We start from the raw sequence: 23,238 nt of genomic DNA, 5'->3' as shown, positions 1-23,238 counted from the left end.
GGGCAATTCCATCGGTTTGGCCGACGCGGCTGGACGGATGGTGTAGTTGTAGTGCCGAGGACAAGCCGTTCGTCCTATAACCGACTCGACCCGTGTCCGCCATATCGGGCAACGCGGGTCAAGGTGCAGAATTTAAAGGAAAGAACCGAGAAGGTTCGGTTCTCCCGAGGAGGCCGCTCATGACCGCTCGCACCCCTGATGCCGAGCCGCTGCTGACCCCGGCTGAGGTCGCCACGATGTTCCGCGTCGACCCGAAGACGGTCACGCGCTGGGCGAAGGCCGGCAAGCTCACGTCCATCCGCACGCTGGGTGGGCACCGTCGTTACCGCGAGGCTGAGGTCCGCGCACTGCTTGCGGGCATTCCGCAGCAGCGCAGCGAGGCCTGAAACACCCCCTAGCTCCGCATATGGGCCGTTCCGGGGCCCCCACCCCGGCCGCAGCCCGCACATAGCTCCATACGGCACCTGGTTCCCGCCCCAACGGGAGCCTCGCCCGAGTCACTTGGGCAAGTCGTCGATCGCGCTGGACTCCGCCGGGTCCAGCGCGATCTTTTTTGTGCGCTCGAAGACCCTCCGGGCGCCTCGACCCACCTGCCGCTGAGCGGCCTTGTTCGACTCTGCTCAGGGTTGGGGAGTGCGCTCCGGCGCACCTCGCAGGGCGGTGCAATTGCACATATTAAATCGACCCGTTGTAGGCGGGGTGTAAGTTCCGGCTTTCCCAAAACTCATTCGGTGACACCCGTCACAGGTCAGGCCGCTTGTGGCATATGACGTCGCTGCGGTAGAGGGGCTGGGAGGAAACTCCGTGCCCCTCCCTCAGCTTCCCACCGGGCGTGGGCGCGTACAGGCGCCTTTGGTCATCCCTTGAGGGGACTTTCGTCCTCGGGGGTCTCCTGGCCCTCCGGAGGTTCCTGGCCCTCGGGCTGCATCGCGAGCCGCAGCAGCTGGTGGCAGACGGGGCAGTGCCGGGTGAGGTGGCGATAGCCGGTCGCGGCCGAGAGATGGGCGCGCAGGAGCGCGCGGGTCTCGTGCCGTGCGGACGCCGCCATCCGCCACCTCCTGGCCTACGAGGGGTTCCTGCCTCCTTGTTGGAGTACCGGGGGCGGGAGCGGGCGTCAAGACGGCCTGGGCGGGGGCGGCTGGTCCCGGACACGCAGAAGGCCCGCACCGAACGGTGCGGGCCTTCTTTGCTGCGGTCCTGACGGGATTTGAACCCGCGGCCTCCACCTTGACAGGGTGGCGAGCACTCCAAACTGCTCCACAGGACCAGGTTTCGCGGCGCTTGCTTTCGTGTTGCGCTGCGAGAAGGACTGTACAGCAGTGCAGGCCCGCCGGTCGAACTCACTTATAGCGACCGGTCCGCTACGGGGGTACGGCCCTACGGAGCCGCCGCGTCCACCGCCTTCACGATGCGCTTGTCGGAGATCGGATACGCCGTCCCGAGGGCGTGCGCGAAGTAGCTGACGCGCAGCTCCTCGATCATCCAGCGGATCTCCAGGACCTCCTGCGGCACGGGACGCCCCTGCGGCAACTGCTCGAGCAGCCAGGCGTACTCGTCCTGCATCTCGTGCACCTTCTCCATCCGCGCGGTGTCCCGCTGCGCGGCGGTGGGCATCTGCTGCAGCCGGCGGTCGGCCGCCACGAGATAGCGCAGGAGGTCCGGCAGGCGGCGCAGACCGGTCGCCGTCACGAAGCCCGGCTTCACCAGCGCGTCCAGCTGCTTCCGTACGTCCTGGAGGTTGGGCAGCAGCGCGGCGCTCTTCGTGGACTTCAGGCGCCGCTCGCAGGCCTGCCAGGCGGCGAGCACCTGCTGCACCTGGCCGACCGTGTGCACCGTGGCGTCCACGATGTCGGCGCGGACCTTCTCGTACAGCTTCCGGTAGGACTCCTCGTCCCAGGCCGGGCCGCCGAAGCCCTCGATCAGGCGGTCCGCGGCGGCCGTCACGCAGTCGTCCACGAGCGCCTGGATCGAGCCGTGCGGGCTCGCGGAGAGCGTGAGCTTCTGCTGGTTGGTGAGCTTGCCGGAGGCGAACTTCGAGACGTTGACCGGGATGTTGAGCAGGATCAGGCGGCGCGTGCCCTTCCACATGGCCGCCTGCTGCTCGGCCTCGGTGTCGAAGAGCCGTACGGAGACGGACTCGCCCGCGTCCACGAGGGCCGGGTACGCCTTGACCGGCTGGCCCGCGCGCCGGGTCTCGAAGACCTTCTGCAGCGACCCGATCGTCCAGTCCTTCAGGCCGGTCCGCTCGATCGACGTACCGCCCGAGCGCTCCGCCGTCGCGGCCGCCGCCTTGGAGATGGCCTGCCGCGCCTTCGGCTTGAGCTGGAGCCGCAGGGCCTCCAGGTCCTTGGCCTCGGCGAGCTTCTTGCGGCGCTCGTCGACGATCCGGAACGTGATCTTCAAGTGGTCCGGTACGCGGGTGAGATCGAAGTCCTCGGCCGTGACCGGGACCCCGACCATGCCCTTGAGCTCGCGCGCCAGCGTGACCGGCAGCGGCTCCTGCAGCGGGGTCGCCCGCTCCAGGAAGGCCTTCGCATAGTTCGGCGCCGGTACGTAATGGCGGCGGATGGGCTTGGGCAGGGAGCGGATCAGCTCGGTGACCACGTCCTCGCGCAGGCCCGGGATCTGCCAGTCGAAGCCCTCGTCCGTGACCTGGTTGAGCACCTGCAGCGGGATGTGGACGGTCACGCCGTCCGCGTCCGCGCCCGGCTCGAACTGGTACGTCACACGGAACTTCAGCTGCCCCTGCCGCCAGGAGTCCGGATAGTCGGCCTTGGTGACGGCCTCCGCGGACTCGCGGATCAGCATCGAGCGCTCGAAGTCGAGCAGCTCGGGCTCCTCGCGCTTCTTGTGCTTCCACCAGGAGTCGAAGTGCGCGCCGGAGACGACGTGCTCGGGCACCCGCTGGTCGTAGAAGTCGAAGAGGGTGTCGTCGTCGACCACGATGTCGCGGCGCCGTGCCCGGTGCTCCAGCTCCTCGACCTCCGTCAGGAGCTTGCGGTTGTCCGCGAAGAACTTGTGGTGCGTACGCCAGTCGCCCTCGACCAGGGCGTTGCGGATGAACAGCTCGCGGCTGACCTCGGGGTCGATCCGCCCGTAGTTCACCTTGCGGTCGGTGACGATCGGGACGCCGTACAGCGTCACCTTCTCGAACGCCATCACCGCGGCCTGGTCCTTCTCCCAGTGCGGCTCCGAGTAGGTGCGCTTGATCAGATGCTCGGCGAGCGGCTCGATCCACTCGGGCTCGATCTTCGCGTTCACCCGGGCCCACAGACGCGAGGTCTCCACGAGTTCGGCGGACATCACGAAGCGCGGGGCCTTCTTGAAGAGCGCCGAGCCCGGGAAGATCGCGAACTTGGCGCTGCGCGCGCCCAGATACTCGTTCTTCGCGCCGTCCTTGACGTCCTTCATCCCGATATGGGAGAGCAGACCGGCGAGGAGCGAGAGGTGGACCTGCTGGTCGCCGGCGTCCTCGTCGTTGAGATGGATCCCCATCTGCTTGGCGACGGTCCGCAGCTGCGTATAGATGTCCTGCCACTCGCGGATCCGCAGGAAGTTCAGATACTCCTGCTTGCACATCCGGCGGAAGGACGACGAACCCCGCTCGCGCTGCTGCTCACGCACATAGCGCCAGAGATTCAGATACGCGAGGAAGTCGGACGTCTCGTCCTTGAAGCGGGCGTGCTGCTGGTCCGCCTGTGTCTGCTTGTCGGCCGGGCGCTCGCGAGGGTCCTGGATGGACAGCGCGGCCGCGATCACCATGACCTCGCGTACGCACCCGTTCTTGTCGGCCTCCACGACCATGCGGGCGAGCCGCGGGTCCACCGGCAGCTGGGCGAGCTTGCGGCCCATCTGCGTGAGCCGCTTGCGTACGTCCTTCTCCTTCGGGTCCAACGCGCCCAGCTCCTGGAGCAGTTGGACACCGTCGCGGATGTTGCGGTGGTCCGGCGGATCGATGAACGGGAACTTCTCGATGTCGCCGAGGCCGGCCGCGGTCATCTGCAGGATGACGCTCGCCAGGTTCGTACGGAGGATCTCGGCGTCCGTGAACTCCGGGCGGGACTCGAAGTCCTCCTCCGAGTACAGACGGATGCAGATGCCGTCCGACGTACGGCCGCAGCGGCCCTTGCGCTGGTTCGCGCTGGCCTGCGAGATCGCCTCGATCGGCAGGCGCTGGACCTTGGTGCGGTGGCTGTAGCGCGAGATACGGGCCGTGCCCGGGTCGATCACGTACTTGATGCCGGGGACGGTCAGGGACGTCTCGGCGACGTTCGTGGCCAGGACGATCCTGCGGCCCGTATGCGGCTGGAAGACCCGGTGCTGTTCGGCGTGCGACAGGCGTGCGTAGAGGGGGAGGACCTCGGTGCTCTGCCAATCAGCGCCTCCGGCGCGGGGGTACTTCTTCTTCTCCAGGGCGTCCGCCGTATCGCGGATCTCTCGCTCGCCGGAGAGGAAGACGAGGATGTCGCCCTTGCCCTCTCGCTGGAGTTCCTCGACCGCGTCGCAGATCGCGGTGATCTGGTCGCGGTCGCCCTCTTCAATGTCTGCAGCCTCGGAATCGTCCTCGAGGAGCGGGCGGTAGCGGACCTCCACCGGATACGTACGGCCGGAGACCTCCACAATCGGGGCGTCCCCGAAGTGGCGGGAGAAACGCTCCGGGTCGATCGTCGCCGAGGTGATGACGACCTTCAGATCCGGGCGCTTGGGCAGCAGCTGGGCGAGATAGCCGAGCAGGAAGTCGATGTTGAGGGACCGCTCGTGGGCCTCGTCGATGATGATCGTGTCGTAGGCGCGCAGCTCCCGGTCCGTCTGGATCTCGGCGAGCAGGATGCCGTCCGTCATCAGCTTCACGTACGTGGAGTTGCTGACCTGGTCCGTGAAGCGGACCTTCCAGCCGACCACCTCGCCGAGCGGGGTGTTCAGCTCCTCGGCCACGCGCTCGGCGACCGTACGGGCCGCGATACGCCGCGGCTGCGTATGGCCGATCATGCCGCGCACGCCCCGGCCGAGCTCCATACAGATCTTCGGGATCTGCGTCGTCTTTCCGGAGCCCGTCTCGCCCGCCACGATGACGACCTGGTGGTCGCGGATCGCGTCGGCGATCTCGTCCTTCTTCTGGCTGACCGGCAGCTGTTCCGGATACGTGATCGCGGGCAGCGCGGCCCGCCGCTCCCGTATGCGGGCGGCGGACTTCTCCGCCTCGCCGGCGATCTCGTCGAACACCGCCTGCCGCGCCTCGGGCTTGCGGATACGACGGGCCCCCTCGAGACGGCGGCCGAGGCGGTGGGCGTCACGGAGCGAGGTCTCGCCGTTCACGAGCTTGGCGAGATCGTCGAAGGAAGTAGACATACGGACTCCAGGATCTCACCCGCTCCTCGGCGGTGGCGAACGCATTTCTGTCCCGTGTGACCCGGTAGGGCAGGATGGGCCCATGCCCGTCGCCTCCCGCCGCCGCCCGCTCGCGGTGCCGCTGCTTCTGAGCCTTCTGCTCGCGGTGGTGGCCGTGCTGTGCGCGGCCGGACAGAGCGCCGCGGCCTCGGGCGGAGCCGCCTCGGTGGCCCACGCGGAGGTCGTGGCCGTGGACCAGGACGGCGGGGTCGGCTGCGGCAAGAACGACCGCGGCGAACAGGGTTCGCACCCATCGGCGCCCACGCGCGGCGCCGCGGCCGAGCTGGTGCCCGCGCCGCTGCCCGCGGCGGGCGGCACCCCCGTGCTCGACGGCCCGCTCCTGGCCGTCACCCCCGAACGCGGACCGCCGCCGGGCGACCCGCCCACTCCCGTCTCCCTCTCCGTGCTGCGCGTCTAGGAGGGCCCTGCCACTCCAGGGCCCCTACTCGCCGCATCCGCACAGGAGATGCCTGTCATGACCCTTTCCGCGCGTGCCGCCACGCGCTTCTTCGCCCTTCCCGTACGCCCCGCCACCCGCGCACTCGGCTTCTGGACGCCGGGCCGCTGGGGCGTCGCGCTCGCCGCGGCCGTGGTCTCGGCGCTGCTGCTCGGGCTGCCGACCGACCTCGTGCCCAACCCGGTGTTCGGGCGCGAGATACCGCCGACATGGTGGAGCTACCCGGTGTTCGTGGCCTCGGCGCTGCTCGCCGGGCTGCTCGTCGCCACGTATGTCCGCACGGGCCGGCCGCGCGAGCGCGCCACGCGCCTGGGCTCGGCCGGCGCCCTGCTCTCGTTCCTCGCGGTCGGCTGCCCCGTCTGCAACAAGCTCGTGCTGCTCGCCCTCGGCACCTCCGGCGCCCTGACTCTCTGGGCGCCGCTGCAGCCCGCGCTCGCCGTCGCCTCGCTGGTGCTGCTCGCGGTGGCGGCCGTCCGCCGGCTCGCGGGCGAGACCGCCTGCCCGGCGCCCACGGCCGCCTGACCTTCCCCTCTTCTTTCTCTCTTCCTTTGGGAGTGCTCCATGTCCAACCCCTCCACGACCCCTGCCCGTACGAAGAAGCGCAACCTGGCCATCGGCTCGGGCGTCGTCGCCGCGGCGCTGCTCTTCGGCTGGTTCTCGTACTCGGCGACCAAGCCGGAAGCGACCGCCTCCGGCCCGTCCTCTTCGGACGCCGTCGCCGAGGTGTCGCCCGCCCCGCAGGACGACACCTACGCACAGCTCGCGAAGCTCGCCCGGCGCGACGCGAAGGACCCGCTCGCCCAGGGCCGCGCCGACGCACCGGTCGTGCTGATCGAGTACGCGGACTTCCGCTGCGGCTTCTGCGGCAAGTTCGCCCGGGACACCGAGCCGGACCTCGTGAAGAAGTACGTGGACGCGGGCAAGCTGCGGATCGAGTGGCGCAACTTCCCGATCTTCGGCGAGGAGTCCGAGGCGGCGGCGCGCGGTGCGTGGGCGGCCGGGCAGCAGGGGAAGTTCTGGGAGTTCCACGCGGCGGCGTACGAGGAGGGGGCGAAGGAGAAGGGGTTCGGTGACGACCGGCTGAAGGCGCTGGCGCGGCAGGCGGGCGTCGCGGACGTGGACTGTTTCGTACGGGATGTGGCGAGCGAGGACGCGCGCAAGGCCGTCTCCCGTGACCAGGAGGAGGCCTACGGTCTGGGCGCCACCTCGACCCCGTCCTTCCTGATCAACGGCCGCCCGATCGCGGGCGCGCAGCCGGCCGAGACCTTCACGCAGGCGATCGACGCGGCACTCGCCACCGCCGCCGGAGGCGCCAAGTGACGGCGGACATCGGCTACTTGGCGGCCTTCCTCGGCGGACTGCTCGCGCTCCTCAGCCCCTGCAGCGCGCTGCTCCTGCCGGCCTTCTTCGCGTACACCATCGACTCCCCGTCCCGGCTCCTCGCCCGTACGGGCATCTTCTACCTGGGCCTGGCGACCACCCTCGTCCCGCTGGGCGCGGCGGGCTCGTACGCGGGCCGCTTCTTCTACGGCAACCGTGAGCTGCTCGTCCAACTCGGCGGCTGGCTGATCATCGCGCTCGGTGTGCTGCAGATCCTGGGCCTCGGCTTCGCGTCGCGCCGTATGGCGGAACTGTCCGGCCGCATCCGCCCCACCACCGCACTCTCCGTCTACGCGCTCGGCGCGGTCTACGGCCTGGCCGGCTTCTGCGCCGGCCCGATCCTGGGCAGCGTCCTGACGGTGGCGGCGCTGGGCGGCAACCCGGGGTACGGGGGCGCGCTGCTCGCCGTGTACGCCCTTGGCATGGCGGCCCCGTTGTTCCTGCTCGCCCTGCTGTGGGACCGCTTCGCGCTCGGCCGGCGCCGCTGGCTGCGCGGGCGCGAACTGCGCGCCGGCCGCTTCTCGTTGCACACCACGTCCCTGGCCTCGGGCCTGTTCTTCGTCCTGCTCGGAACCCTGTTCCTGGCCTTCGACGGCACGACGGCGCTGCCCGGACTGCTGTCCGTGGACGCCTCGTTCACGGCCGAACGCTGGGCACGCGAGGCGGGCGACGCGGTGCCGGACTGGGCTGTGCTGATGGGTGTGGTGGCTGCGGTCGGGGTGTTCTTCGGCGTGCGGGGGTGGCGGCGGAGAGGGCGTACGGGGGTGGTCGCGGAGGGGTAAGGGGACGGGGAGTGGGGGTGTGGGGCCGCCCGCCCTAGACCCAATTCGCCCAGCCGAAGCTGAACTTGTACGTGGCAAGGACAGCCGCCCACCCCCGGCGACCGCGGAACAGGGTCACGGCCAGGGCGGCCAGGAACAGGGCGGCGAAGGCTCCCGCGACCACCCCGCTCCCCACCGGCGACCAGAACACGCTCATGGCGGCGCAGGCGACGAGCACGATTCCCAACCCCAGGTGAGCGACCGGCAGTTCCACCCGGAACACCTCACGCACCGCAGCGCGCGCCTCCCGCACATCGCCTTCGTACCGATCCCGCGCCGCATCCGGATCCGCCCGCGTCCCTTCCGGCCAGTGCTGCATCATGCGCTGTCCCCTCCCCGTACCGGTCGTAGTCCACGTTCACCGGCTCGACCCCGGCCGCCGACAGCCCTTCCCTGCATGACCTTCGCTCGCCTGGCGAGTGTCCGGCAGGCAGGGCGAGAAGACCAGAGGATGTGGGCGGGCGGGTGGCATGATCCTGGCGGGGGATCACGAGTCGCGTGATCTGTTGCGATCCGGGGGGCTCATGCGGAGGCGTACGCGCACCAACGTCACGGCCACAACTGCCGCACTGCTGCTGGCACTCGGCGCGTGCACCGGGGACGGCGGGGGTGGCGGGGACGGCGAGCGCTCCGGTGGCCGGCCGGACGCGTCGCGGACGCCCGGTGCCGCGGGCCGGAACACGGCGCCGCAGATGCCTTCCGCCGCGGAGCTCAACGAGATCGAGCAGGCCGTGGGCGCCTACACCGCCGCCTACTTCGAACCCGATGTGGACGCCGGCTGGGCGATGCTGTCCAAGGAGTGCCGCAAGCAGGACACCAAGGCCGGCTTCGCCGTGCTCCTGGAGCGCGCGCGGCGCGGCAACGTCCACCACGAGCGCTACTACCTGCGCAGATTCGAGGTGCAGCGCATGGTGGGTGACCGGGTGGTCGTGACGTACGGAGTCGGCCCCGACCCCAAGTTCGACCGGACGGAACAGTGGGTGCGCGAGGCGGGCTGGTGGCGCTACGACCACTGCTTCGGTCTGCTGATCTGAGGACCGGACGCGAGCACCAAAGCAGAAGTCCCGCCGAGCGGACTCGGCGGGACTTCTGCGACGGTGGCTGGGGCCGGGGTCGAACCGGCGACCTTCCGCTTTTCAGGCGGACGCTCGTACCAACTGAGCTACCCAGCCACGAGATTCACGAGGAATCTCAGCGGTCCTGACGGGATTTGAACCCGCGGCCTCCACCTTGACAGGGTGGCGAGCACTCCAAACTGCTCCACAGGACCAAGCTGTTGCGCGACTAAGTGTCGCACAGGGTGTTGCGTGCCCCCAACGGGATTCGAACCCGTGCTACCGCCTTGAAAGGGCGGCGTCCTAGGCCGCTAGACGATGAGGGCTATCGGCCCGCCTGGGCGCTTCGCAGCGCGTCGGGGACGTGAGAAGCATATGGGATGGGGGGAGGTATCGCCAAAACGGTTTACGGTCCTCCGCCCGAGCGCGTGGCAGGAGGTGTTCCCGACGGGGTCGCGCCCGGGGTGTTCTCCTCCGGAAGATGGCGGCTGACCTCGGCTTTTGTCAGGCCGAGACCGCCGAGGCGGATCTCGTCCCAGGCCTGGAGGTGCTTGGTGTCGCGGTCGAGGTAGAGCACCGAGGTCTCGATGGGGTCGGGCTCGTCCCCCTCGTCGACCTCGACCGCCCGCAGCCCGCTGCCGCCCGTCGAGCCCTCGATACGGAGCCGGGTGCCGCGCTCCATGACCTCCATCTCCTGGTGGTGGACGTGCCCGGCGAGCACGAGCGGCACCGCGCCGTCGGTCATCCGGGCCGCCACCGGGTTGTGGGCCACCGCGACGTCGACGGGCGTGCCGCGGGCGCGCTGCGACCACAGGGCCGAGGCCAGCGTCGCGCCGGCGATCTCCTCCGCCGGATCGCCTTCGGCGGCCACCGAGCGGTCCGGGGTGTACTGCGGGTCGCCGATGCCCGCGATGCGCAGCCCCGCGACGCTCACCGCCTCGCCGTCGTCCAGGACGTGGGTGTTCTCCAGGCCCTCCAGATACGCCTGGGTCGCCTCCGAGTCGTGGTTGCCGCGGACCCAGACGTACGGGGCGCCGAGGTCCTCGACCGGATCGAGGAAGGCGTTCTCGGCGGCGCTGCCGTGGTCCATCGTGTCGCCGGAGTCGATGATCAGGTCGATGTCGTACTGCTCGACGAGGGAGCCGATGATCTGCCACGCGGCGGGGTTGAGGTGGATGTCGGAGACGTGCAGGACGCGGATCGTGGTGGGGTCGGCCGCGTACTGGGGGAGCGTGGAGGCGGCGTCGTACAGCTTGGTGACATTGGTGACCAGGCGCGCCAACTCCTTCTGGTAGACGTCGAATTCGGTGACGATGCTGCGCGCGTTGCCGACGAGGGACGGGGCGGAGGCGAGCAGTCCGGAGAACTTCGGCTCCAGGACCGACTTGGGGTTCCACGTGGCGAAGGCCGTGAGCCCGGAGGCCGCGAGCAGCGCGAGCGCGGTGCCGCCGGCCGCGAGCGCGCGGCGCGGGGTGCGGTAGACCGCGAGGCCGAGGGCGGTGGCGCCGGAGACCACCGCGATGCAGGAGCGCAGCGCCAGGTCGCGGGTGCCGGAGACGACGTCGGCGGCGACCTCGTCCTGCAGTCCCGAGAAGCGCTCGGGGTGGTCGACCAGGGCCTGGGCGCGGACCGGATCGAGGCGGTCGACGTCGACGTCGAGGCGGATCGGGGCGCGGTGGGATTCGAGTTCGAGGGCGCCGAGCGGCGAAACGTTGATCTTCGTGCCGCCGGTGGCGGAAGGGCGCAACGTCATCTTGGTGTCCATCGGACCGACCGGGGTGCGCACACTGCCCACGATCAGCAGCCCCAGCCACGCCCCGAGCAGCACGACGGCGACCATGCCGAGCGCGCGGGCGTACGGATGCGGCGGGTGGACCAGCTCGGGGACGGGATGCGGATGACGGGCGCGGTAGTGGCGGAGCAGCGTGGCGGGCGTGCGCGCGAGAGTCCTTCCGACAGGACCTGCTGCGCGCCGCATGCGCGCTGTCGCGTTGCGTATGCGGGCCATGGCGGCGTACAGGTCGCGGGCCATTGTGCGCGTATGCCCGTACGGGTGCGGGGTTATGCCCCGCGAGAGGAGACGCTGCGGGAAGGTCAGCCCCAGCCCAGCTCGTGCAGCCGGTCGTCCTCGATGCCGAAGTGGTGCGCGATCTCGTGGACCACGGTGACCGCGACCTCGTGGACCACGTCCTCGGGGGTCTCGCAGTACCGCAGGGTGGGGCCCATGTAGACGGAGATGCGGTCCGGCAGGACGCCCGCGTACCACTCGCCGCGGTCGGTCAGCGGGGTGCCCTCGTAGAGGCCGAGCAGTTCGGGGTCGTCGGCGGGGGGTTCGTCCTCCACGAACACCGCCACGTTGTCCATGACCCGGGCCAGTTCCGGCGGGATCCGGTCGAGCGCATCGCTCACCAGCTCTTCGAAGGCTTCACGCGTCATCTCCAGCACAGGGCCATTGTCCGGGACCCGGCCGGATTTCGTCGGGCGGGTGTGGGCGTGGTGCCGGTCTCTTCCGGTCTCTTCCCGTCGCCGTCCGGCTCTGTTGTGTCCTGCTTGTGTTCCGCTTCTGTCCCGCGCCGACCGCATGCGTGTCTTCTTACGCCGTACGGGAGTTGGGCACGGCGATCCCGATCGCCGCGCCCCGGAGGTGCCGCCGTGCGCCAGCTGCCCTTTCCCGACCGCCGTTCACTGCGCTGGGCCGCCGTGCTGCTCGCGGTCGCGGCGAGCGCGGGGTGCGTGAGCCTCGGGGGCGACGGGGACAAGCCCGCGCCGGGTCCGACCTCGTCGCAGCAGGGCGACGGGACCGGGCCCGACGGGGGCGCGGTGGTCTCGGGCGGTGCGCGCGGCGGGCAGCAGCCCGCCGCGAAGAACGGGGCGAGCCCGAGCGCGTCCGCCTCCGGTACGCCCAGCGCCTCGCCGTCCGGGAGCGCCAAGCCCTCCGCGGGTCCCGGCGAGGTGAAGCCGACGCCGACGAAGACGCGCACGAAGGACCCGAAGCCCACCCCGTCCGAGGCGCCCCCCGAGCCGGAGCCCACGCCGACCCCGACGCCGAGCGAGGAGCCCTCGCCGCAGCCGACGGACTCGGCCGGAGCGCAGACGCAGCTGTCGCAGGAGAAGCGGTACGAGGAGATCCAGGAGCGGGAGCCTTCGCCTCAGCGGGGTCCGGCGTAACAGCAAAACCTCCGGGCTGACCTGCGCTTACACCCGTGCCCGGCGGCCCGTCAAGGGACCCGGTTTGCCTTTTGGTGCGGAGGGTGCGTACAGTGGTAGATCGTTTGATCCCATTTGCCCGGCGCCAGCAGAGAGAGCGCCGTGAGGCGCGTACTCTCCCTTGCCGTGACTGGACCGCATTGAGGCGGTCGAAGTTGTGACTTCACGGAGTTATGGGCGCGTGCCGAGACTCCGAGAGGTTGCAGTTTCGCATGTCCACTTTCAGTACAGATCACTCCGTCATGCCCGCGTCCGCCGAGGACGAGGCGATCGTCGACGCGGCTGAGGCCGCTGTCGAGACCGTCGTCGAGGCCGACGAGACCCCCGCCGCTCCCGAGGTCCCCGCGGCGGAAGCCGCTAATGTCACTTTCGCGGACCTCGGTCTGCCCGAGGGCGTCGTGCGCAAGCTCGCGCAGAACGGTGTGACCACCCCCTTCCCGATCCAGGCCGCGACCATCCCGGACGCCCTGGCCGGCAAGGACATCCTCGGCCGCGGCCGTACCGGCTCCGGCAAGACCCTCTCCTTCGGTCTGCCGCTGCTGTCCCGCCTCACCGAGGGCCGCACCGAGAAGCACAAGCCGCGCGGTGTCATCCTCACGCCGACCCGTGAGCTCGCCATGCAGGTGGCCGACGCGCTCCAGCCGTACGGCGACGTCCTCGGCCTGAAGATGAAGGTCGTCTGCGGCGGTACGTCCATGGGCAACCAGATCTACGCGCTCGAGCGCGGCGTCGACATCCTCGTCGCCACCCCGGGCCGTCTGCGCGACCTGATCAACCGTGGCGCGTGCTCGCTCGAGAACGTCGAGGTCGCCGTGCTCGACGAGGCCGACCAGATGGCCGACCTGGGCTTCCTGCCCGAGGTCACCGAGCTGCTCGACCAGGTGCCGGCCGGCGGCCAGCGCATGCTGTTCTCGGCCACGATGGAGAACGAGATCTCCACGCTGGTCAAGCGCTACCTGAACAACCCGGTGACGCACGAGGTCGACAGTGCCCAGGGCAACGTCACGACCATGACGCACCACATCCTCATCGTGAAGCCCCGCGACAAGGCTCCGGTCACCGCCGCGATCGCCGCGCGCAAGGGCCGCACGATCATCTTCGTCCGCACCCAGCTGGGCGCCGACCGTATCGCCGAGCAGCTGTGCGACGCCGGTGTGAAGGCCGACGCGCTGCACGGCGGTATGACGCAGGGCGCACGTACCCGCGTCCTCGAGGACTTCAAGAAGGGCTACGTCAACGCCCTGGTCGCCACCGACGTCGCCGCCCGCGGCATCCACGTCGACGGCATCGACCTGGTCCTGAACGTGGACCCGGCCGGCGACCACAAGGACTACCTGCACCGCTCCGGTCGTACGGCCCGTGCCGGCCGCTCCGGCACGGTCGTCTCCCTCTCGCTGCCGCACCAGCGCCGCCAGATCTTCCGCCTCATGGAGGACGCCGGCGTCGACGCCACGCGTCACATCGTCGGCGGCGCGGGCGTCTTCGACCCGGAGGTCGCCGAGATCACCGGTGCGCGTTCGCTGACCGAGGTCCAGGCCGACTCCGCGGACAAGGCCGCTCAGCAGGCCGAGCGCGATGTCGCCGGTCTGACCAAGGAGCTGGAGCGCGCGCAGCGTCGCGCCGCCGAGCTGCGCGAGGAGGCCGACCGCCTCACCGCGCGTGCCGCCCGTGAGCGCGGCGAGGACCTGGAGACGGCCGTCGCCGAGCGTGCGGCCGAGGCCGTCGTCGAGGAAGTGGCCGTGGCCGTGGCCGAGGTCGCGGAGCAGCCCGTGCGCGAGGAGCGTCCCGCTTCCTCGTACGAGCGTCCGTCCTCTTCGTACGAGCGTCCCTCGTCCTCGTACGAGCGCACCGAGCGTCCGCAGCAGCGCCGTGACGAGCGGGGCAACTACGAGCGCCGTGACCGTGGTTTCGAGCGTCGTGACAACGACCGTGGCGGTTTCAACCGCGATGACCGCGGCGGCCGTTCGTTCAACCGTGACGACCGCGGTGGCGACCGTGGCGGCTTCCGTCGCGACGACCGTCGTGACAACCGCGGTGGCGGTTTCAACCGCGACGACCGCGGCGGCCGTTCCTTCGAGCGCCGTGACAACGACCGTGGCGGTTTCAACCGCGATGACCGCGGCGGCCGTTCGTTCAACCGTGACGACCGCGGTGGCGACCGTGGCGGCTTCCGTCGCGACGACCGTCGTGACAACCGCGGTGGCGGCTTCAACCGCGACGACCGCGGCGGCGACCGTGGCGGGCGTTCGTTCAACCGTGACGACCGTGGTGGCCGTCCCTTCGAGCGCCGTGACAACGACCGTCCGTTCAACCGTGACGACCGCGGCGGCGACCGCGGTGGCTTCCGCCGTGACCACCGTGGCGGCTCGGACCGCCCGTTCAACCGCGACAGCCGTGACAACCGCGGCGGTCACCGTGGCTCGGACCGCCCGTTCAACCGCGACAGCCACCGTGGCGGCGACCACCGTCCCGGTTCGGGTTCGTCCTCCTTCGGCCGCCGCGAGGACAAGCCGCGCTGGAAGCGCAACGGCTGAACTCGGGCATAGCGCCTGTTAGTCACAACAGCGGGTCCACCCTTCGGGGTGGGCCCGCTGCTTTGTGGGGGCCGATTCGGACATCGTCGCCGTGAAGCGCGGTGACCGGGAGGTCGGGCTGACCGACATGGGCGCGGGCCGGACCTGGACGATCACCGTTCCCGCCGGGCTGACGGTTCGGGTGATTCCTGTGCTCTTGCGTCGCTGACCTGCACAAGCGGGCCTGCCTTCACGGGTGGGCCCGCTTCTCTTTTCACTTCCCTCACATCAATCCCTGCTGTTACGCTCCGGCCCTCTTGCATGGGATGCGTGTGGCCAGGGGGGGCTTGGCCCATATCCCGATGCGTACTTCAGTGCTCTCGGGGAGGGACCACTTGGCCCGCCATGCGCGTCTGCGCTCTCTGGCTGCCCGGCGGATACGTATGTCCGTCGTCGCAGCCGCGGTAACAGCCGTCGGAGTCACGGGACTTACGGCATCAGGGGCATCTGCCGATACGCCGGTCCCCATCGCGACCGACGGGGTCAAGGGCATCGATTTCGCCGGTGGCGTGCTCGCCACCGTGGAGCGCGCGGCCGCCGGCTACGAGTGGGTCTTCGTACGCGAGGTCTCGGCCGACGGGACGATGGCGGGCGACCGTGAGGACAGGGGCTTCGCCTCGGAATCGGCGGGCGGCGCCGGAGCCGAGCGGGTGCCGTGCGATGCTGGCCGCTGTGTTCCGCTGAGGTCCACCGGCAACGGCCATGTCGGCTACTTCCGCGTGGCAGGAGGCAGCCAGCGGGCGGAGATCCACGTCAGCTCCAACGGTCTTTACGGGGACGCCGAAGAGGCCGTCACCGGCGGGAAGTTCGTGGACGTCACGGGCCGGTTCTATGTCTACAACGCCGCCTCGACCGGCAAGCAGTACATCGATTACGTACCGGCGTACCGGAGCCAGAACGTCCGCATGGTCCGCAATATCGCTGCGTCCTCGGTCTGGGGCACCCGGCTGTGGACCGCCAACGCGGCGGCGGGCTCGGTCAGCGCGCTCGACCTGAAGAAGAAGATGGTCGTCGAGACGGTCGGCGTCGGAGCCCCGTGCACGGTCAAGGAGCTGCAGGCCATCGGGCGCTGGCTCTACTGGAACTGCGGTCCGGACGGTCCGGCCGGCGTCTACGACCACACGACCAAGCAGAAGATCACCGTGCCGTCCGGGCCCGCCCTGGTCGGCGACGGCTATCTCGTCCGGCACGACCGCGCGGCGGGCAAGTTGCTGCTCACTGACTTCCACACGGGCACGGCCGCGGCCCCGCGCGCGATCGCGGATGTGCCGACCGGAACCGTGCCCGACCAGCGGCGACTGACCTGGAGCGTCGACAAGTTCGGCGGCGACATCGCGTATGTCGGCCGGGACAACGCGGTGCACGTGGTGCAGAGCGGTGTGCCCGCGCAGCCGCTCGGCAGGATCGACTCCGATCTCGACGAGGTGTCCGTCGACCTCAAGTCCCCTTACGGCAACCAGGCCTGGATGAGCACCTGGCAGCTGAGCAAGCCGGCCCACTGGACGTTCACCGTCAGGGACGCGCTCGGCCGCACCGTCCGTACGATCAAGGGTGCCAAGGCCACCACCGAGCCCGACGTCACCTGGGACGGCAGGACCGACACCGGACAGTACGTCCACAACGGCAAGCACCGCTGGACCCTCTCCACGACGGCCGCGGACGGCAGCGGCACGTACACGACGAGCGCCGACCTCAGTGTGTACGGCGGTCTGCAGGGCTACCACGACCAGGGCGGCACCGCCCACGGCGACGTGGTCACCCTCAACGGCAGCGGCACACTGACCAACCACATCGGCAACGGTGCGGGCGGCTTCGGCGGCAAGAACTCCGGCGGCGGCTGGCCGGCCGGCACCTACGCCGTGCCGTTCGGCGACACGGGCAAGGACCGCTGCGCCGAGCTGCTCGTGCGGATGCCGAACGGTGAGCTCCGCCGCTACACGGGCAAGTGCGGCGGCGCGTACACGCCGGGCAGCGGCCACTACGTGTACGGCCGCGGCTGGCAGCAGTACAACGTGCTGACCTCGCCGGGTGATCTGAACGGCGACGGTCGTAGCGACCTCATCGCCCGTCAGACGACCACCGGTGACCTCTACTTCTACGCCCAGACCACGGACGGCAAGTTTGCCGCGAGGGTGCGCATCGGCGGCGGCTGGAACACTTACGGCCGGATCACGGGCGCCGGTGACCTCACCGGTGACGGCAGGGCCGATCTCCTCGCCCACGACAGGAACGGCGGGCTGTGGCGCTACGACGGCCTGGGCAACGGCAAGTTCGCGACGCGCAAGCAGGTGTTCACCGACTGGGGACGCTCGTACAACGCGATCATCGGCGTCGGTGACATCTCCGGCGACGGCCGCGCCGACCTTCTCGTCCGGGACAGCGCGGGCAACCTCTACCGCAACAACGGCAACGGCAAGGGCAGCTTCAGCGGCCGCGTGCAGCTGGCCACCGGCTGGCAGACCTACAAGGGGATCTTCTGATGCGCCGAATTCCGTTGCGCCGTCTTCCGTCGGGCGCTCTTCCGCCCGGCCGTCCCGCGCTGCGCCGGCCGGCCCGGCTGATCGCGGTGCTCGCCGCGGCGACGCTCCTGACCGGGCTCGTCGACGGCGCCCTGGGCGCCGCGCCCGAGGCGCAGGCCGCGACCTCGGTCCCGTCCTGGGTGATCCCCGTGTACTACAACGACACAGCCACTGGTCAGCACCGCGCGTGCACCGGCATCGTCCTTTCGAAGACCCGCACGCTCGCGACGCCCGACTGCTTCACCGGCCAGGGCGTGGGCGACGAGGAGTGGGAGTACGACCTCGGCAGCGGGCTGCTCGCGGGCGGCGGCGAGGGCGTGGCGTACCGCAGCCATCCGCGGTACGACTCCGCCACGCGCCGTGCGGCGATCACCGTCGTCAACCGGCGTACGCCCGACAACTCCGGCAGGCCGGTGCTCGCCACCGGCGCGGACTCCGCGCTGTGGGCCGCCGGTGCCAAGGCGACGTTCTACTCCTGGTCCGGGCTCAGCGTCGAGGACGCGCCCCGGGTCCGGCACAGCGAGCAGGTGCAGATCAAGTCCGGCGCGGACTGCGCGGCCCTGCTCGGCAGCGCGCTGCCCGCCGGCACTCTGTGCACCGTCCCGGCACCGGGTGCGCCCTTGGTCGCCGACGACGACCAGTGCCTCGGGGACGCGGGCGGTGCACTCGTGGCGGGCGGCAAGCTCATCGCGACCTCCGCCACGCGGACCACGGGCTGTGTGCAAAACGGTGTACGGGTCTACACGCGCGTGGCCTCGTACTCCACCGTGATCCGCAACTGGGCCACGGACGTCGATGTGGACTACCAGGAAGGCGGCACGATCCTCGCCAAGGAGTCCAACGGCCTCTTCGACGTCTGCTCCACCGACCTGCACCGTCGTCTCGAGGGCTGCGCGGTCGACAGCACCGGCTCCTTCATGGCCAATGGCTACAACGCGGTGCTGCAGGCGGGCGACCTGAACGGCGACGGATTCGGGGATCTGGTCGCCCGCACCACGGACGGCACGCTCTACCGGGTGCCCTCCACCGACTTCGAGCCGGACTTCGACCGCCGTTCCCGTATCAGCAGCGGCTGGAAGGGCTACAACCGGCTCGTCGCCACCCGCGACATCTCGGGCGACGGCAAGCCGGACCTGGTGGGCCGGGACTCGGCGGGCGTGCTGTGGCTCCACCGCGGCACCGGAACGGGGGGCTTCTCCGCCCGGGTCCGCGTCAGCAGCGGGTGGAACACCTACAACAGGCTGGCGGGCCGCGGCGACCTCTCCGGCGACAGCATCCCGGACCTGGTGGGCCGGGACTCGGCCGGTGTGCTGTGGCTCATCCGGGGCAACGGCAAGGGCGGCTTCGCGCCGCGCACCAGGGTGGGCGGCGGCTGGAACCAGTACAACGCGCTGGTGGGCAGCGGTGACTTCGACCGCAACGGCCGGCAGGACTTCCTCGCGCGTACGCCCGAGGGGGCGCTGTATCTCTACAACGCCAATCACGCGGGCGGGTTCGACGCCAGGAAGAAGCTGGCGGACACCAGGATGAAGCGGTTCACGTCCTTGTCCTGATGCGCCGTGTCCTGATGCGCCGTGTCCTGATCGGCTTGTCCTGATCCGCAGCCGATTCCGAGCCCGTGTGAGCGCGATGACCGGCCCGTGCACCGATACCCGATCGGCTGTCCGGGCCGGTCCGGCTATGCTCGGGGGTGCGTCGGCGCGGGCCGTTAGCTCAATTGGCAGAGCAGTGGACTTTTAATCCATTGGTTGTGGGTTCGAGTCCCACACGGCCTACCGCGTCAGGCAGAGGGAAACCCCCTCTGACCTGCTAAGCAGCGTTCGAGTCCGCTTGGGTGGGCTCGGACGCTGCTTCGTTTTCGGCCTCATGCGTGAGCGATGCGTGAGCGGACGGCTCGGGATCTTCCGGTACGGCCGTGGACTCACGGGCTCGCGCGATCAGGCCGGCGGCCTTCTCGGCGATCTCGCGGTCGAGCTCGGGGAGCAGGCTCGTGTACGTGTACGTGTCCGACGTCAGCGTGATCGTGGAGTTCCGCAGCGTGGCCTTCACCGTGCGGATGTCGCCGCCGCCTCCGTGGGTCAGCGTCGCCGCGACGTGACGTAGGCCGTGCGGGGTGGTGGGCGGCGCCGTCGAGGTCGTCAGCGTCCCGGGTGGCGGGGCCGAGATCTTCGAGGAGCATGCCGAGCCGGCCGTCCATTTCCGATCATGTGGGCACCGAACAGCAGCACCGCGACGCGCTCACCCGCTGGGATCCGGTGAAGTACAAGCGCGTCCACGCCCTGACTTACGCCGACCTGGGCGACAGCCGCGCCGCCCAGGCACGTGCCGACGAGGCGGTAGCCGCCTGGACACAGACTCTGACGCTCATGGAGGACATGACCTCCGACCGCACCCGAAAGGCGATCACGTCGCTGCGGTCCATCCTCGCGATCTACCAGCGGCGCAACGTGCCCGGAGCCACCGAACTCGCCCGCCGTGCGCGCGAAGCGCTCGCCTAACGTGCCCAGCAACTGGCCGATGAAGGGACGCACAGTGGCTCAACCGACCACCGACGATCAGCCCAAAGCCCTCAAACCCGCCCTCGAATCCATGACCCTGCCGGTTGCCGCCGTCATCGTCCACGACCAGGCCACCAACCGCCTCGTGCTCCTCCAGCGCAGCGAGAACGCGAAGTTCGCCCAGGGCATGTGGGACCTGCCTGTGGGCAAGAGCGAACCCGGCGAGCCCATCACTGAAACCGCGGTGCGCGAGCTCTACGAGGAGACCGGCCTGACAGTGAAACCTGAGGCCCTCAAGGTCGCGCACATCATCCACGGAGCATGGGGAGTTGAAGCACCCAACGGCTTCCTCACCGTTGTCTTCGCAGCCCATGAATGGACCGGCGAGCCCGAGAACCGCGAGCCGCGCAAGCACGCTCAGGTCCGCCGGGTCGGCGCCGACGCCATCCCCGAGGAGTTCGTGGACACCACCGCGAGCGCCCTCCACCGCTACCTCGACGGAGGCCCGGAGGTCTTCCTGAACGGCTGGGTTCAGTAGCCCCAGTCGGTCACTGCCCGAGGTAGCGCAGCACGTCCTCCACCGTGGCGTGAAAGCGGTCGCCTGGGCCGGAGTTGCGCTTGTCCCAACGGCCGCCCTGGTGGCCACAAGCCGCCACGCCTCAACAGGCGAGGATGTCGGCCAGTTGGTCGATGGCGTTCGTCGGGCGGGCTACAGGGCGGCGAAGTGGTAAGAGTGCGCCGGACATGCATCGTCCTGCAGATAGGGCGGTCCGGCGTGTACGTCGAAGGAGCGGGCCAGGCCGGTGCAGCGCAGTATGCGCAGGAACCAGGCGTCAGCCGAAACGAGAAGGAGCCGGCCCTGCCGGGAGTTCACGCGGGTCCTTGCCCGGCACAGCGCGCCCAGGCCGCTGCAGTCGATGAAGGAGACCGCCCGCAGATCGAGCACCAGGTCAGGGCGGTCGGTCGCTGCGGTCAGGCGGTCGACAAGCGCATTCAGGGACGGGATCGTGAGGATGTCGAGCGCGCCGCGCACCTCCACCACGGTGGTGTCGCAGACGGTGTGTTCCGAGCAGGAGAACACGGGATGGTCGCGGAGTTCGTGCATGAGGAGAGCAAAGCTGCCGAAGCCCGGCCGCGGCCAGGGCCGGATGGTGCGCCCTGAGGGCCGAACGGGGCCAATCGGCTGCGATGCGTACGGTCAGCGTTCGTAGTGGGTGTCCGTCATCGGCTTGAGTGCCCGCGGGATGGGTGACCTTGGGCCGTGGGGCCCGTCAGGGCCGCGATCGCCGACCGTCGCGGCCCTGCTTCCCGTCCTCGGACGGAGGCGGTCACGCCTGTCGCACCCGCTCGAAGAGGCCCGCACGAGGAGAGGGAGGGTAGCTCATCTCCGCGTGCCCACGACGACCGATGCCTCGCCTTGATGAGTGCCGGCCGTCCCCAACGGTGCTGTCCCCGCAATGTGTTGGGGTGCTCCCGGCGCTGAGGGTACGTCCGGCAGCATCTGGCCGGGAAGCCCTGGTGGTGGTTGTTTGTTTCGGGTGCTCGATGCGCGTGACAGCCAGCTGGCCGACTGATGGGTGATGCGGGGGCGAAGGGCTTGCGCTGGATGTTTCTCCACTGGATGGAGGGGACTGCTGCGCCAGAGTGCGGGGAAAGTGAAGTGGTCAGAGCGGCCTCTGCCGGGAATCGGTTTCGAACATCGGCAGAGACCGCCGACGAGGAAGCACGGCTCCCCTGACGCGTGCTTCCTCGTACGCTCCGCCCGTGGTGCCATGGGGCCGCGGGAGGGCCCCACGCAGTACACCGCAGGCGGAGGGCCGGGGCCGTGTTGTCGGCGATGCGGCCCCGGCTGCCCGGGGTCCAGGGGCAGGGCAGGACAGGGTGTCCGTACCCTGCATCTGCAACGCTAGGGCAGTTGCCTGACCCCGCTCAAGACCCCCTTTGTGCCTGGGCTTCGGTCGTCGGTAAGCGTCATGACGTATGCACGAGTTGCCTCGGGCTCCTGGTCGCGCTGTCGCTCATTCCCAATGCTGCTGTCTGGTCAATGCATGGTCCGCGTACCTCTTGCATCGGGGACAACAGGTACACCACGCGCGACAGTTAGGGGTTCAGCGCGTGAACACGACACCCTCTCCACCGTCGTTCACACTCTCCATCGTCGATGTCGGGGGTGCGGTTCTGTTGCGTGCGGCCGGCGACCTGGACATCGCGACCGCGCCGCAGCTCGACCGTGAGCTGGAGCCACTGCACGCGCGCATCTGTGAACTGGATCTGGCCGGTGTCCCGTTCACGGATTCCACCGGCGTCAATCTGCTGACACGGCATCATCGGCAGGCCGTGCGTGCCGGTGGCAGTCTCCAGGTGGTGGCCGTCTCCCGGCCTGTACGGTGCGTACTGGACATCACCGGAACCAGCGGCATGTTGCTGGCCTGCGACGATCCGCCGCCCTGGGCCGATGGGGGCAGTCCGGGGTAGAAGTGCGGGCCTCTACTGAGAACTACTGGTCGATCTTGCGCGTTCCTTTCCCTCGGGACAGGAGGGATCTGGAGTGGGGTGTGAGCGGCCGACTGCGGGGGGCACGCATCGCGATGGGCTGCTCTGCGCCCCAGCCGGTTGAGGCAGGGCGGTCCACGCAGGCTCCCACGGGCCGGCCGATCACTGTGCCACTGGGTCTGCCTGTGGTCGAGGCGGGCGGCTGCGGCCGATGGAGGGGGGCTTGGCCGGCCTGCCCGCCCGAGGATCTCACGATGCTCCCGGGTGGGGTGCAGGGACGAACACGACGGGTGTTGTGCTGTGGCGCAGGCAGTACGGGCCGATGCCGCCAGGGATCTCCGGTGAGCTGATGCCGGCAGTGTCCAGCAGCAGGAGTTCCGCGCCTTGCGCGCGGGCGACGAGCTGTTCGCCGGGTGGTCCGTGCAGCGGAGGGGTGATGACGTGTTCGGGCAGGGTGCGCCGATCGGCCAACGCGGTCAGGGCGTGTTCCAGTCGCTCGCGGGCCACATTAAGGCGGCCATCGGGTGGTGCGGGACGCGAAGCGGGCGGGCTGAGTTCTTCCCATACGGCGACGATGTCGAGGATGGCGTTGCGTTCACGGGCCTGGGCTGCCGTCCACATGAGGGCGAGGTGGCTGCCGTAGGAGCCGTCCACACCGACCACCAGACGTGGGCGCCGGTGCCCGGCGAGTTCGATGCTGTCGACCTCCGGTGCGGTGACGGGGTGCTCGGTGACGTGGCGGGTTCGGGAGGGGGCCATGGCGGTCCTCTGGCGCGGTAGGGGCAGGTGGCAGAGGGGTGCGCGGGCGGCTTGGGGGCGAGAGGCCGACCGGCGCCGGGGGTGGGGG

The 23,238-nt window shown here is 69.9% G+C and carries 20 protein-coding genes, 5 tRNA genes and 1 pseudogene; 14 read left to right on the top strand and 12 right to left on the bottom strand.

The features are described 5' to 3' along the window. Positions 1 to 179 precede the first annotated feature (179 nt). A complete protein-coding gene (gene bldC / locus H9Y04_RS41915) occupies positions 180 to 386 on the top strand; it encodes a developmental transcriptional regulator BldC (RefSeq protein ID WP_003949541.1) in 207 nt (68 codons plus the stop codon). 470 nt (positions 387 to 856) lie between these two features. Here the strand turns inward: bldC and H9Y04_RS41910 are convergent, their stop codons facing one another. The 3 genes from H9Y04_RS41910 to hrpA all read right to left on the bottom strand — a co-directional run bounded on the left by H9Y04_RS41910 (position 857) and on the right by hrpA (position 5,349). Beyond that, positions 857 to 1,048 (bottom strand): DUF6274 family protein, encoded by a 192-nt coding sequence (locus tag H9Y04_RS41910; RefSeq protein WP_187819517.1) that lies wholly within the window; start codon positions 1,046 to 1,048, stop codon positions 857 to 859. Positions 1,049 to 1,192: 144 nt separating this feature from the next. Continuing rightward, positions 1,193 to 1,267: transfer RNA gene (locus tag H9Y04_RS41905), tRNA-Asp, on the bottom strand. Positions 1,268 to 1,377: 110 nt separating this feature from the next. Then, the gene (gene hrpA / locus H9Y04_RS41900) at positions 1,378 to 5,349 is read right to left on the bottom strand and encodes an ATP-dependent RNA helicase HrpA (protein ID WP_187819516.1); all 3,972 of its coding nucleotides are present in this window, start codon (positions 5,347 to 5,349) and stop codon (positions 1,378 to 1,380) included. Positions 5,350 to 5,431: 82 nt separating this feature from the next. Here hrpA and H9Y04_RS41895 point away from each other — a divergent pair, with 82 nt between their 5' ends. The 4 genes from H9Y04_RS41895 to H9Y04_RS41880 are packed head-to-tail and all read left to right on the top strand — an operon-like array spanning position 5,432 to position 8,007. Beyond that, positions 5,432 to 5,806, top strand: coding sequence for a hypothetical protein (locus H9Y04_RS41895; RefSeq protein ID WP_187819515.1), 375 nt, complete (start codon positions 5,432 to 5,434; stop codon positions 5,804 to 5,806). Between the two features lie 57 nt (positions 5,807 to 5,863). Continuing rightward, positions 5,864 to 6,367, top strand: coding sequence for a hypothetical protein (locus tag H9Y04_RS41890; protein WP_187819514.1), 504 nt, complete (start codon positions 5,864 to 5,866; stop codon positions 6,365 to 6,367). Between the two features lie 39 nt (positions 6,368 to 6,406). Then, positions 6,407 to 7,165, top strand: a complete 759-nt coding sequence (locus tag H9Y04_RS41885; protein WP_187819513.1) for a DsbA family protein — start codon at positions 6,407 to 6,409, stop codon at positions 7,163 to 7,165. Beyond that, positions 7,162 to 8,007, top strand: coding sequence for a cytochrome c biogenesis CcdA family protein (locus tag H9Y04_RS41880; protein WP_187819512.1), 846 nt, complete (start codon positions 7,162 to 7,164; stop codon positions 8,005 to 8,007). Before H9Y04_RS41885 ends, H9Y04_RS41880 begins: the two co-directional genes overlap by 4 nt. A 34-nt stretch (positions 8,008 to 8,041) precedes the next feature. Here H9Y04_RS41880 and H9Y04_RS41875 read toward each other — a convergent pair whose 3' ends face one another. After that, a complete protein-coding gene (locus H9Y04_RS41875) occupies positions 8,042 to 8,368 on the bottom strand; it encodes a hypothetical protein (protein ID WP_236072097.1) in 327 nt (108 codons plus the stop codon). A gap of 202 nt (positions 8,369 to 8,570) precedes the next feature. Between H9Y04_RS41875 and H9Y04_RS41870 the strand changes: the two genes are divergently transcribed. Beyond that, positions 8,571 to 9,080, top strand: a complete 510-nt coding sequence (locus H9Y04_RS41870; protein WP_187819511.1) for a hypothetical protein — start codon at positions 8,571 to 8,573, stop codon at positions 9,078 to 9,080. A 64-nt stretch (positions 9,081 to 9,144) separates the two neighbouring features. Here H9Y04_RS41870 and H9Y04_RS41865 read toward each other — a convergent pair. The 5 genes from H9Y04_RS41865 to H9Y04_RS41845 all read right to left on the bottom strand — a co-directional run bounded on the left by H9Y04_RS41865 (position 9,145) and on the right by H9Y04_RS41845 (position 11,546). After that, positions 9,145 to 9,218: transfer RNA gene (locus tag H9Y04_RS41865), tRNA-Phe, on the bottom strand. A 23-nt stretch (positions 9,219 to 9,241) separates the two neighbouring features. Then, positions 9,242 to 9,316, bottom strand: a tRNA-Asp gene (locus H9Y04_RS41860). Between the two features lie 38 nt (positions 9,317 to 9,354). Continuing rightward, positions 9,355 to 9,427 (bottom strand) — tRNA-Glu (locus H9Y04_RS41855). 80 nt (positions 9,428 to 9,507) lie between these two features. Then, complete coding sequence (locus H9Y04_RS41850) at positions 9,508 to 11,109, bottom strand: metallophosphoesterase family protein (protein WP_187819530.1); 1,602 nt, start codon at positions 11,107 to 11,109, stop codon at positions 9,508 to 9,510. An 86-nt stretch (positions 11,110 to 11,195) separates the two neighbouring features. Continuing rightward, positions 11,196 to 11,546: a metallopeptidase family protein gene (locus tag H9Y04_RS41845; protein WP_187819510.1), complete on the bottom strand. Its 351-nt coding sequence runs from the start codon at positions 11,544 to 11,546 to the stop codon at positions 11,196 to 11,198. Between the two features lie 207 nt (positions 11,547 to 11,753). Between H9Y04_RS41845 and H9Y04_RS41840 the strand changes: the two genes are divergently transcribed. From H9Y04_RS41840 to H9Y04_RS41820, 5 genes are all read left to right on the top strand, one after another. Further along, a complete protein-coding gene (locus H9Y04_RS41840) occupies positions 11,754 to 12,269 on the top strand; it encodes a hypothetical protein (RefSeq protein WP_308801956.1) in 516 nt (171 codons plus the stop codon). Positions 12,270 to 12,520: 251 nt separating this feature from the next. Then, positions 12,521 to 14,842 carry a DEAD/DEAH box helicase gene (locus tag H9Y04_RS41835; RefSeq protein ID WP_187819509.1) on the top strand — a complete coding sequence of 774 codons (2,322 nt, stop codon included), beginning with the start codon at positions 12,521 to 12,523 and terminating at the stop codon, positions 14,840 to 14,842. A 422-nt stretch (positions 14,843 to 15,264) separates the two neighbouring features. Beyond that, positions 15,265 to 17,361, top strand: coding sequence for an FG-GAP-like repeat-containing protein (locus H9Y04_RS41830; RefSeq protein WP_187819508.1), 2,097 nt, complete (start codon positions 15,265 to 15,267; stop codon positions 17,359 to 17,361). Beyond that, positions 17,361 to 18,953, top strand: a complete 1,593-nt coding sequence (locus H9Y04_RS41825; RefSeq protein ID WP_187819507.1) for an FG-GAP-like repeat-containing protein — start codon at positions 17,361 to 17,363, stop codon at positions 18,951 to 18,953. Before H9Y04_RS41830 ends, H9Y04_RS41825 begins: the two co-directional genes overlap by 1 nt. A 149-nt stretch (positions 18,954 to 19,102) precedes the next feature. Next, a tRNA-Lys gene (locus tag H9Y04_RS41820) sits at positions 19,103 to 19,175 on the top strand. Positions 19,176 to 19,209: 34 nt separating this feature from the next. On the opposite strand, the gene H9Y04_RS41815 is transcribed toward H9Y04_RS41820, so the two are convergent. Continuing rightward, positions 19,210 to 19,449 (bottom strand): hypothetical protein, encoded by a 240-nt coding sequence (locus H9Y04_RS41815; protein WP_438818220.1) that lies wholly within the window; start codon positions 19,447 to 19,449, stop codon positions 19,210 to 19,212. Positions 19,450 to 19,538: 89 nt separating this feature from the next. Here H9Y04_RS41815 and H9Y04_RS41810 point away from each other — a divergent pair. Both H9Y04_RS41810 and H9Y04_RS41805 read left to right on the top strand, forming a co-directional pair. Next, positions 19,539 to 19,898 (top strand): annotated as a pseudogene (locus tag H9Y04_RS41810) (tetratricopeptide repeat protein); the annotation flags it as partial. A 19-nt stretch (positions 19,899 to 19,917) separates the two neighbouring features. Beyond that, positions 19,918 to 20,436 carry an NUDIX domain-containing protein gene (locus tag H9Y04_RS41805; RefSeq protein ID WP_214662186.1) on the top strand — a complete coding sequence of 173 codons (519 nt, stop codon included), beginning with the start codon at positions 19,918 to 19,920 and terminating at the stop codon, positions 20,434 to 20,436. A 171-nt stretch (positions 20,437 to 20,607) separates the two neighbouring features. On the opposite strand, the gene H9Y04_RS41800 is transcribed toward H9Y04_RS41805, so the two are convergent. Beyond that, entirely contained in the window at positions 20,608 to 21,003 is a 396-nt protein-coding gene (locus H9Y04_RS41800) for an anti-sigma factor antagonist (RefSeq protein ID WP_187819505.1), read from the bottom strand. Between the two features lie 1,010 nt (positions 21,004 to 22,013). Between H9Y04_RS41800 and H9Y04_RS41795 the strand changes: the two genes are divergently transcribed. Beyond that, complete coding sequence (locus tag H9Y04_RS41795) at positions 22,014 to 22,373, top strand: STAS domain-containing protein (protein ID WP_187819504.1); 360 nt, start codon at positions 22,014 to 22,016, stop codon at positions 22,371 to 22,373. A 267-nt stretch (positions 22,374 to 22,640) separates the two neighbouring features. On the opposite strand, the gene H9Y04_RS41790 is transcribed toward H9Y04_RS41795, so the two are convergent. Further along, entirely contained in the window at positions 22,641 to 23,150 is a 510-nt protein-coding gene (locus H9Y04_RS41790; protein ID WP_187819503.1) for a universal stress protein, read from the bottom strand. Between the last annotated feature and the right edge of the window lie 88 nt (positions 23,151 to 23,238).

The organism is Streptomyces polyasparticus, assembly GCF_014493765.1.
GTDB lineage: Bacteria > Actinomycetota > Actinomycetes > Streptomycetales > Streptomycetaceae > Streptomyces > Streptomyces polyasparticus.
This window is presented reverse-complemented; position numbering and strand designations above follow the sequence as displayed.

What these genes read in the sequence shown, in the direction of transcription:
- bldC (WP_003949541.1), top strand. Translation starts at nt 180, where the DNA reads ATGACCGCTCGCACCCCTGATGCCGAGCCGCTGCTGACCCCGGCTGAG.
- H9Y04_RS41910 (WP_187819517.1), bottom strand. Translation starts at nt 1,048, where the DNA reads ATGGCGGCGTCCGCACGGCACGAGACCCGCGCGCTCCTGCGCGCCCAT.
- hrpA (WP_187819516.1), bottom strand. Translation starts at nt 5,349, where the DNA reads ATGTCTACTTCCTTCGACGATCTCGCCAAGCTCGTGAACGGCGAGACC.
- H9Y04_RS41895 (WP_187819515.1), top strand. Translation starts at nt 5,432, where the DNA reads ATGCCCGTCGCCTCCCGCCGCCGCCCGCTCGCGGTGCCGCTGCTTCTG.
- H9Y04_RS41890 (WP_187819514.1), top strand. Translation starts at nt 5,864, where the DNA reads ATGACCCTTTCCGCGCGTGCCGCCACGCGCTTCTTCGCCCTTCCCGTA.
- H9Y04_RS41885 (WP_187819513.1), top strand. Translation starts at nt 6,407, where the DNA reads ATGTCCAACCCCTCCACGACCCCTGCCCGTACGAAGAAGCGCAACCTG.
- H9Y04_RS41875 (WP_236072097.1), bottom strand. Translation starts at nt 8,368, where the DNA reads ATGATGCAGCACTGGCCGGAAGGGACGCGGGCGGATCCGGATGCGGCG.
- H9Y04_RS41870 (WP_187819511.1), top strand. Translation starts at nt 8,571, where the DNA reads ATGCGGAGGCGTACGCGCACCAACGTCACGGCCACAACTGCCGCACTG.
- H9Y04_RS41850 (WP_187819530.1), bottom strand. Translation starts at nt 11,109, where the DNA reads ATGGCCCGCATACGCAACGCGACAGCGCGCATGCGGCGCGCAGCAGGT.
- H9Y04_RS41835 (WP_187819509.1), top strand. Translation starts at nt 12,521, where the DNA reads ATGTCCACTTTCAGTACAGATCACTCCGTCATGCCCGCGTCCGCCGAG.
- H9Y04_RS41830 (WP_187819508.1), top strand. Translation starts at nt 15,265, where the DNA reads ATGTCCGTCGTCGCAGCCGCGGTAACAGCCGTCGGAGTCACGGGACTT.
- H9Y04_RS41825 (WP_187819507.1), top strand. Translation starts at nt 17,361, where the DNA reads ATGCGCCGAATTCCGTTGCGCCGTCTTCCGTCGGGCGCTCTTCCGCCC.
- H9Y04_RS41805 (WP_214662186.1), top strand. Translation starts at nt 19,918, where the DNA reads ATGAAGGGACGCACAGTGGCTCAACCGACCACCGACGATCAGCCCAAA.
- H9Y04_RS41800 (WP_187819505.1), bottom strand. Translation starts at nt 21,003, where the DNA reads ATGCACGAACTCCGCGACCATCCCGTGTTCTCCTGCTCGGAACACACC.
- H9Y04_RS41790 (WP_187819503.1), bottom strand. Translation starts at nt 23,150, where the DNA reads ATGGCCCCCTCCCGAACCCGCCACGTCACCGAGCACCCCGTCACCGCA.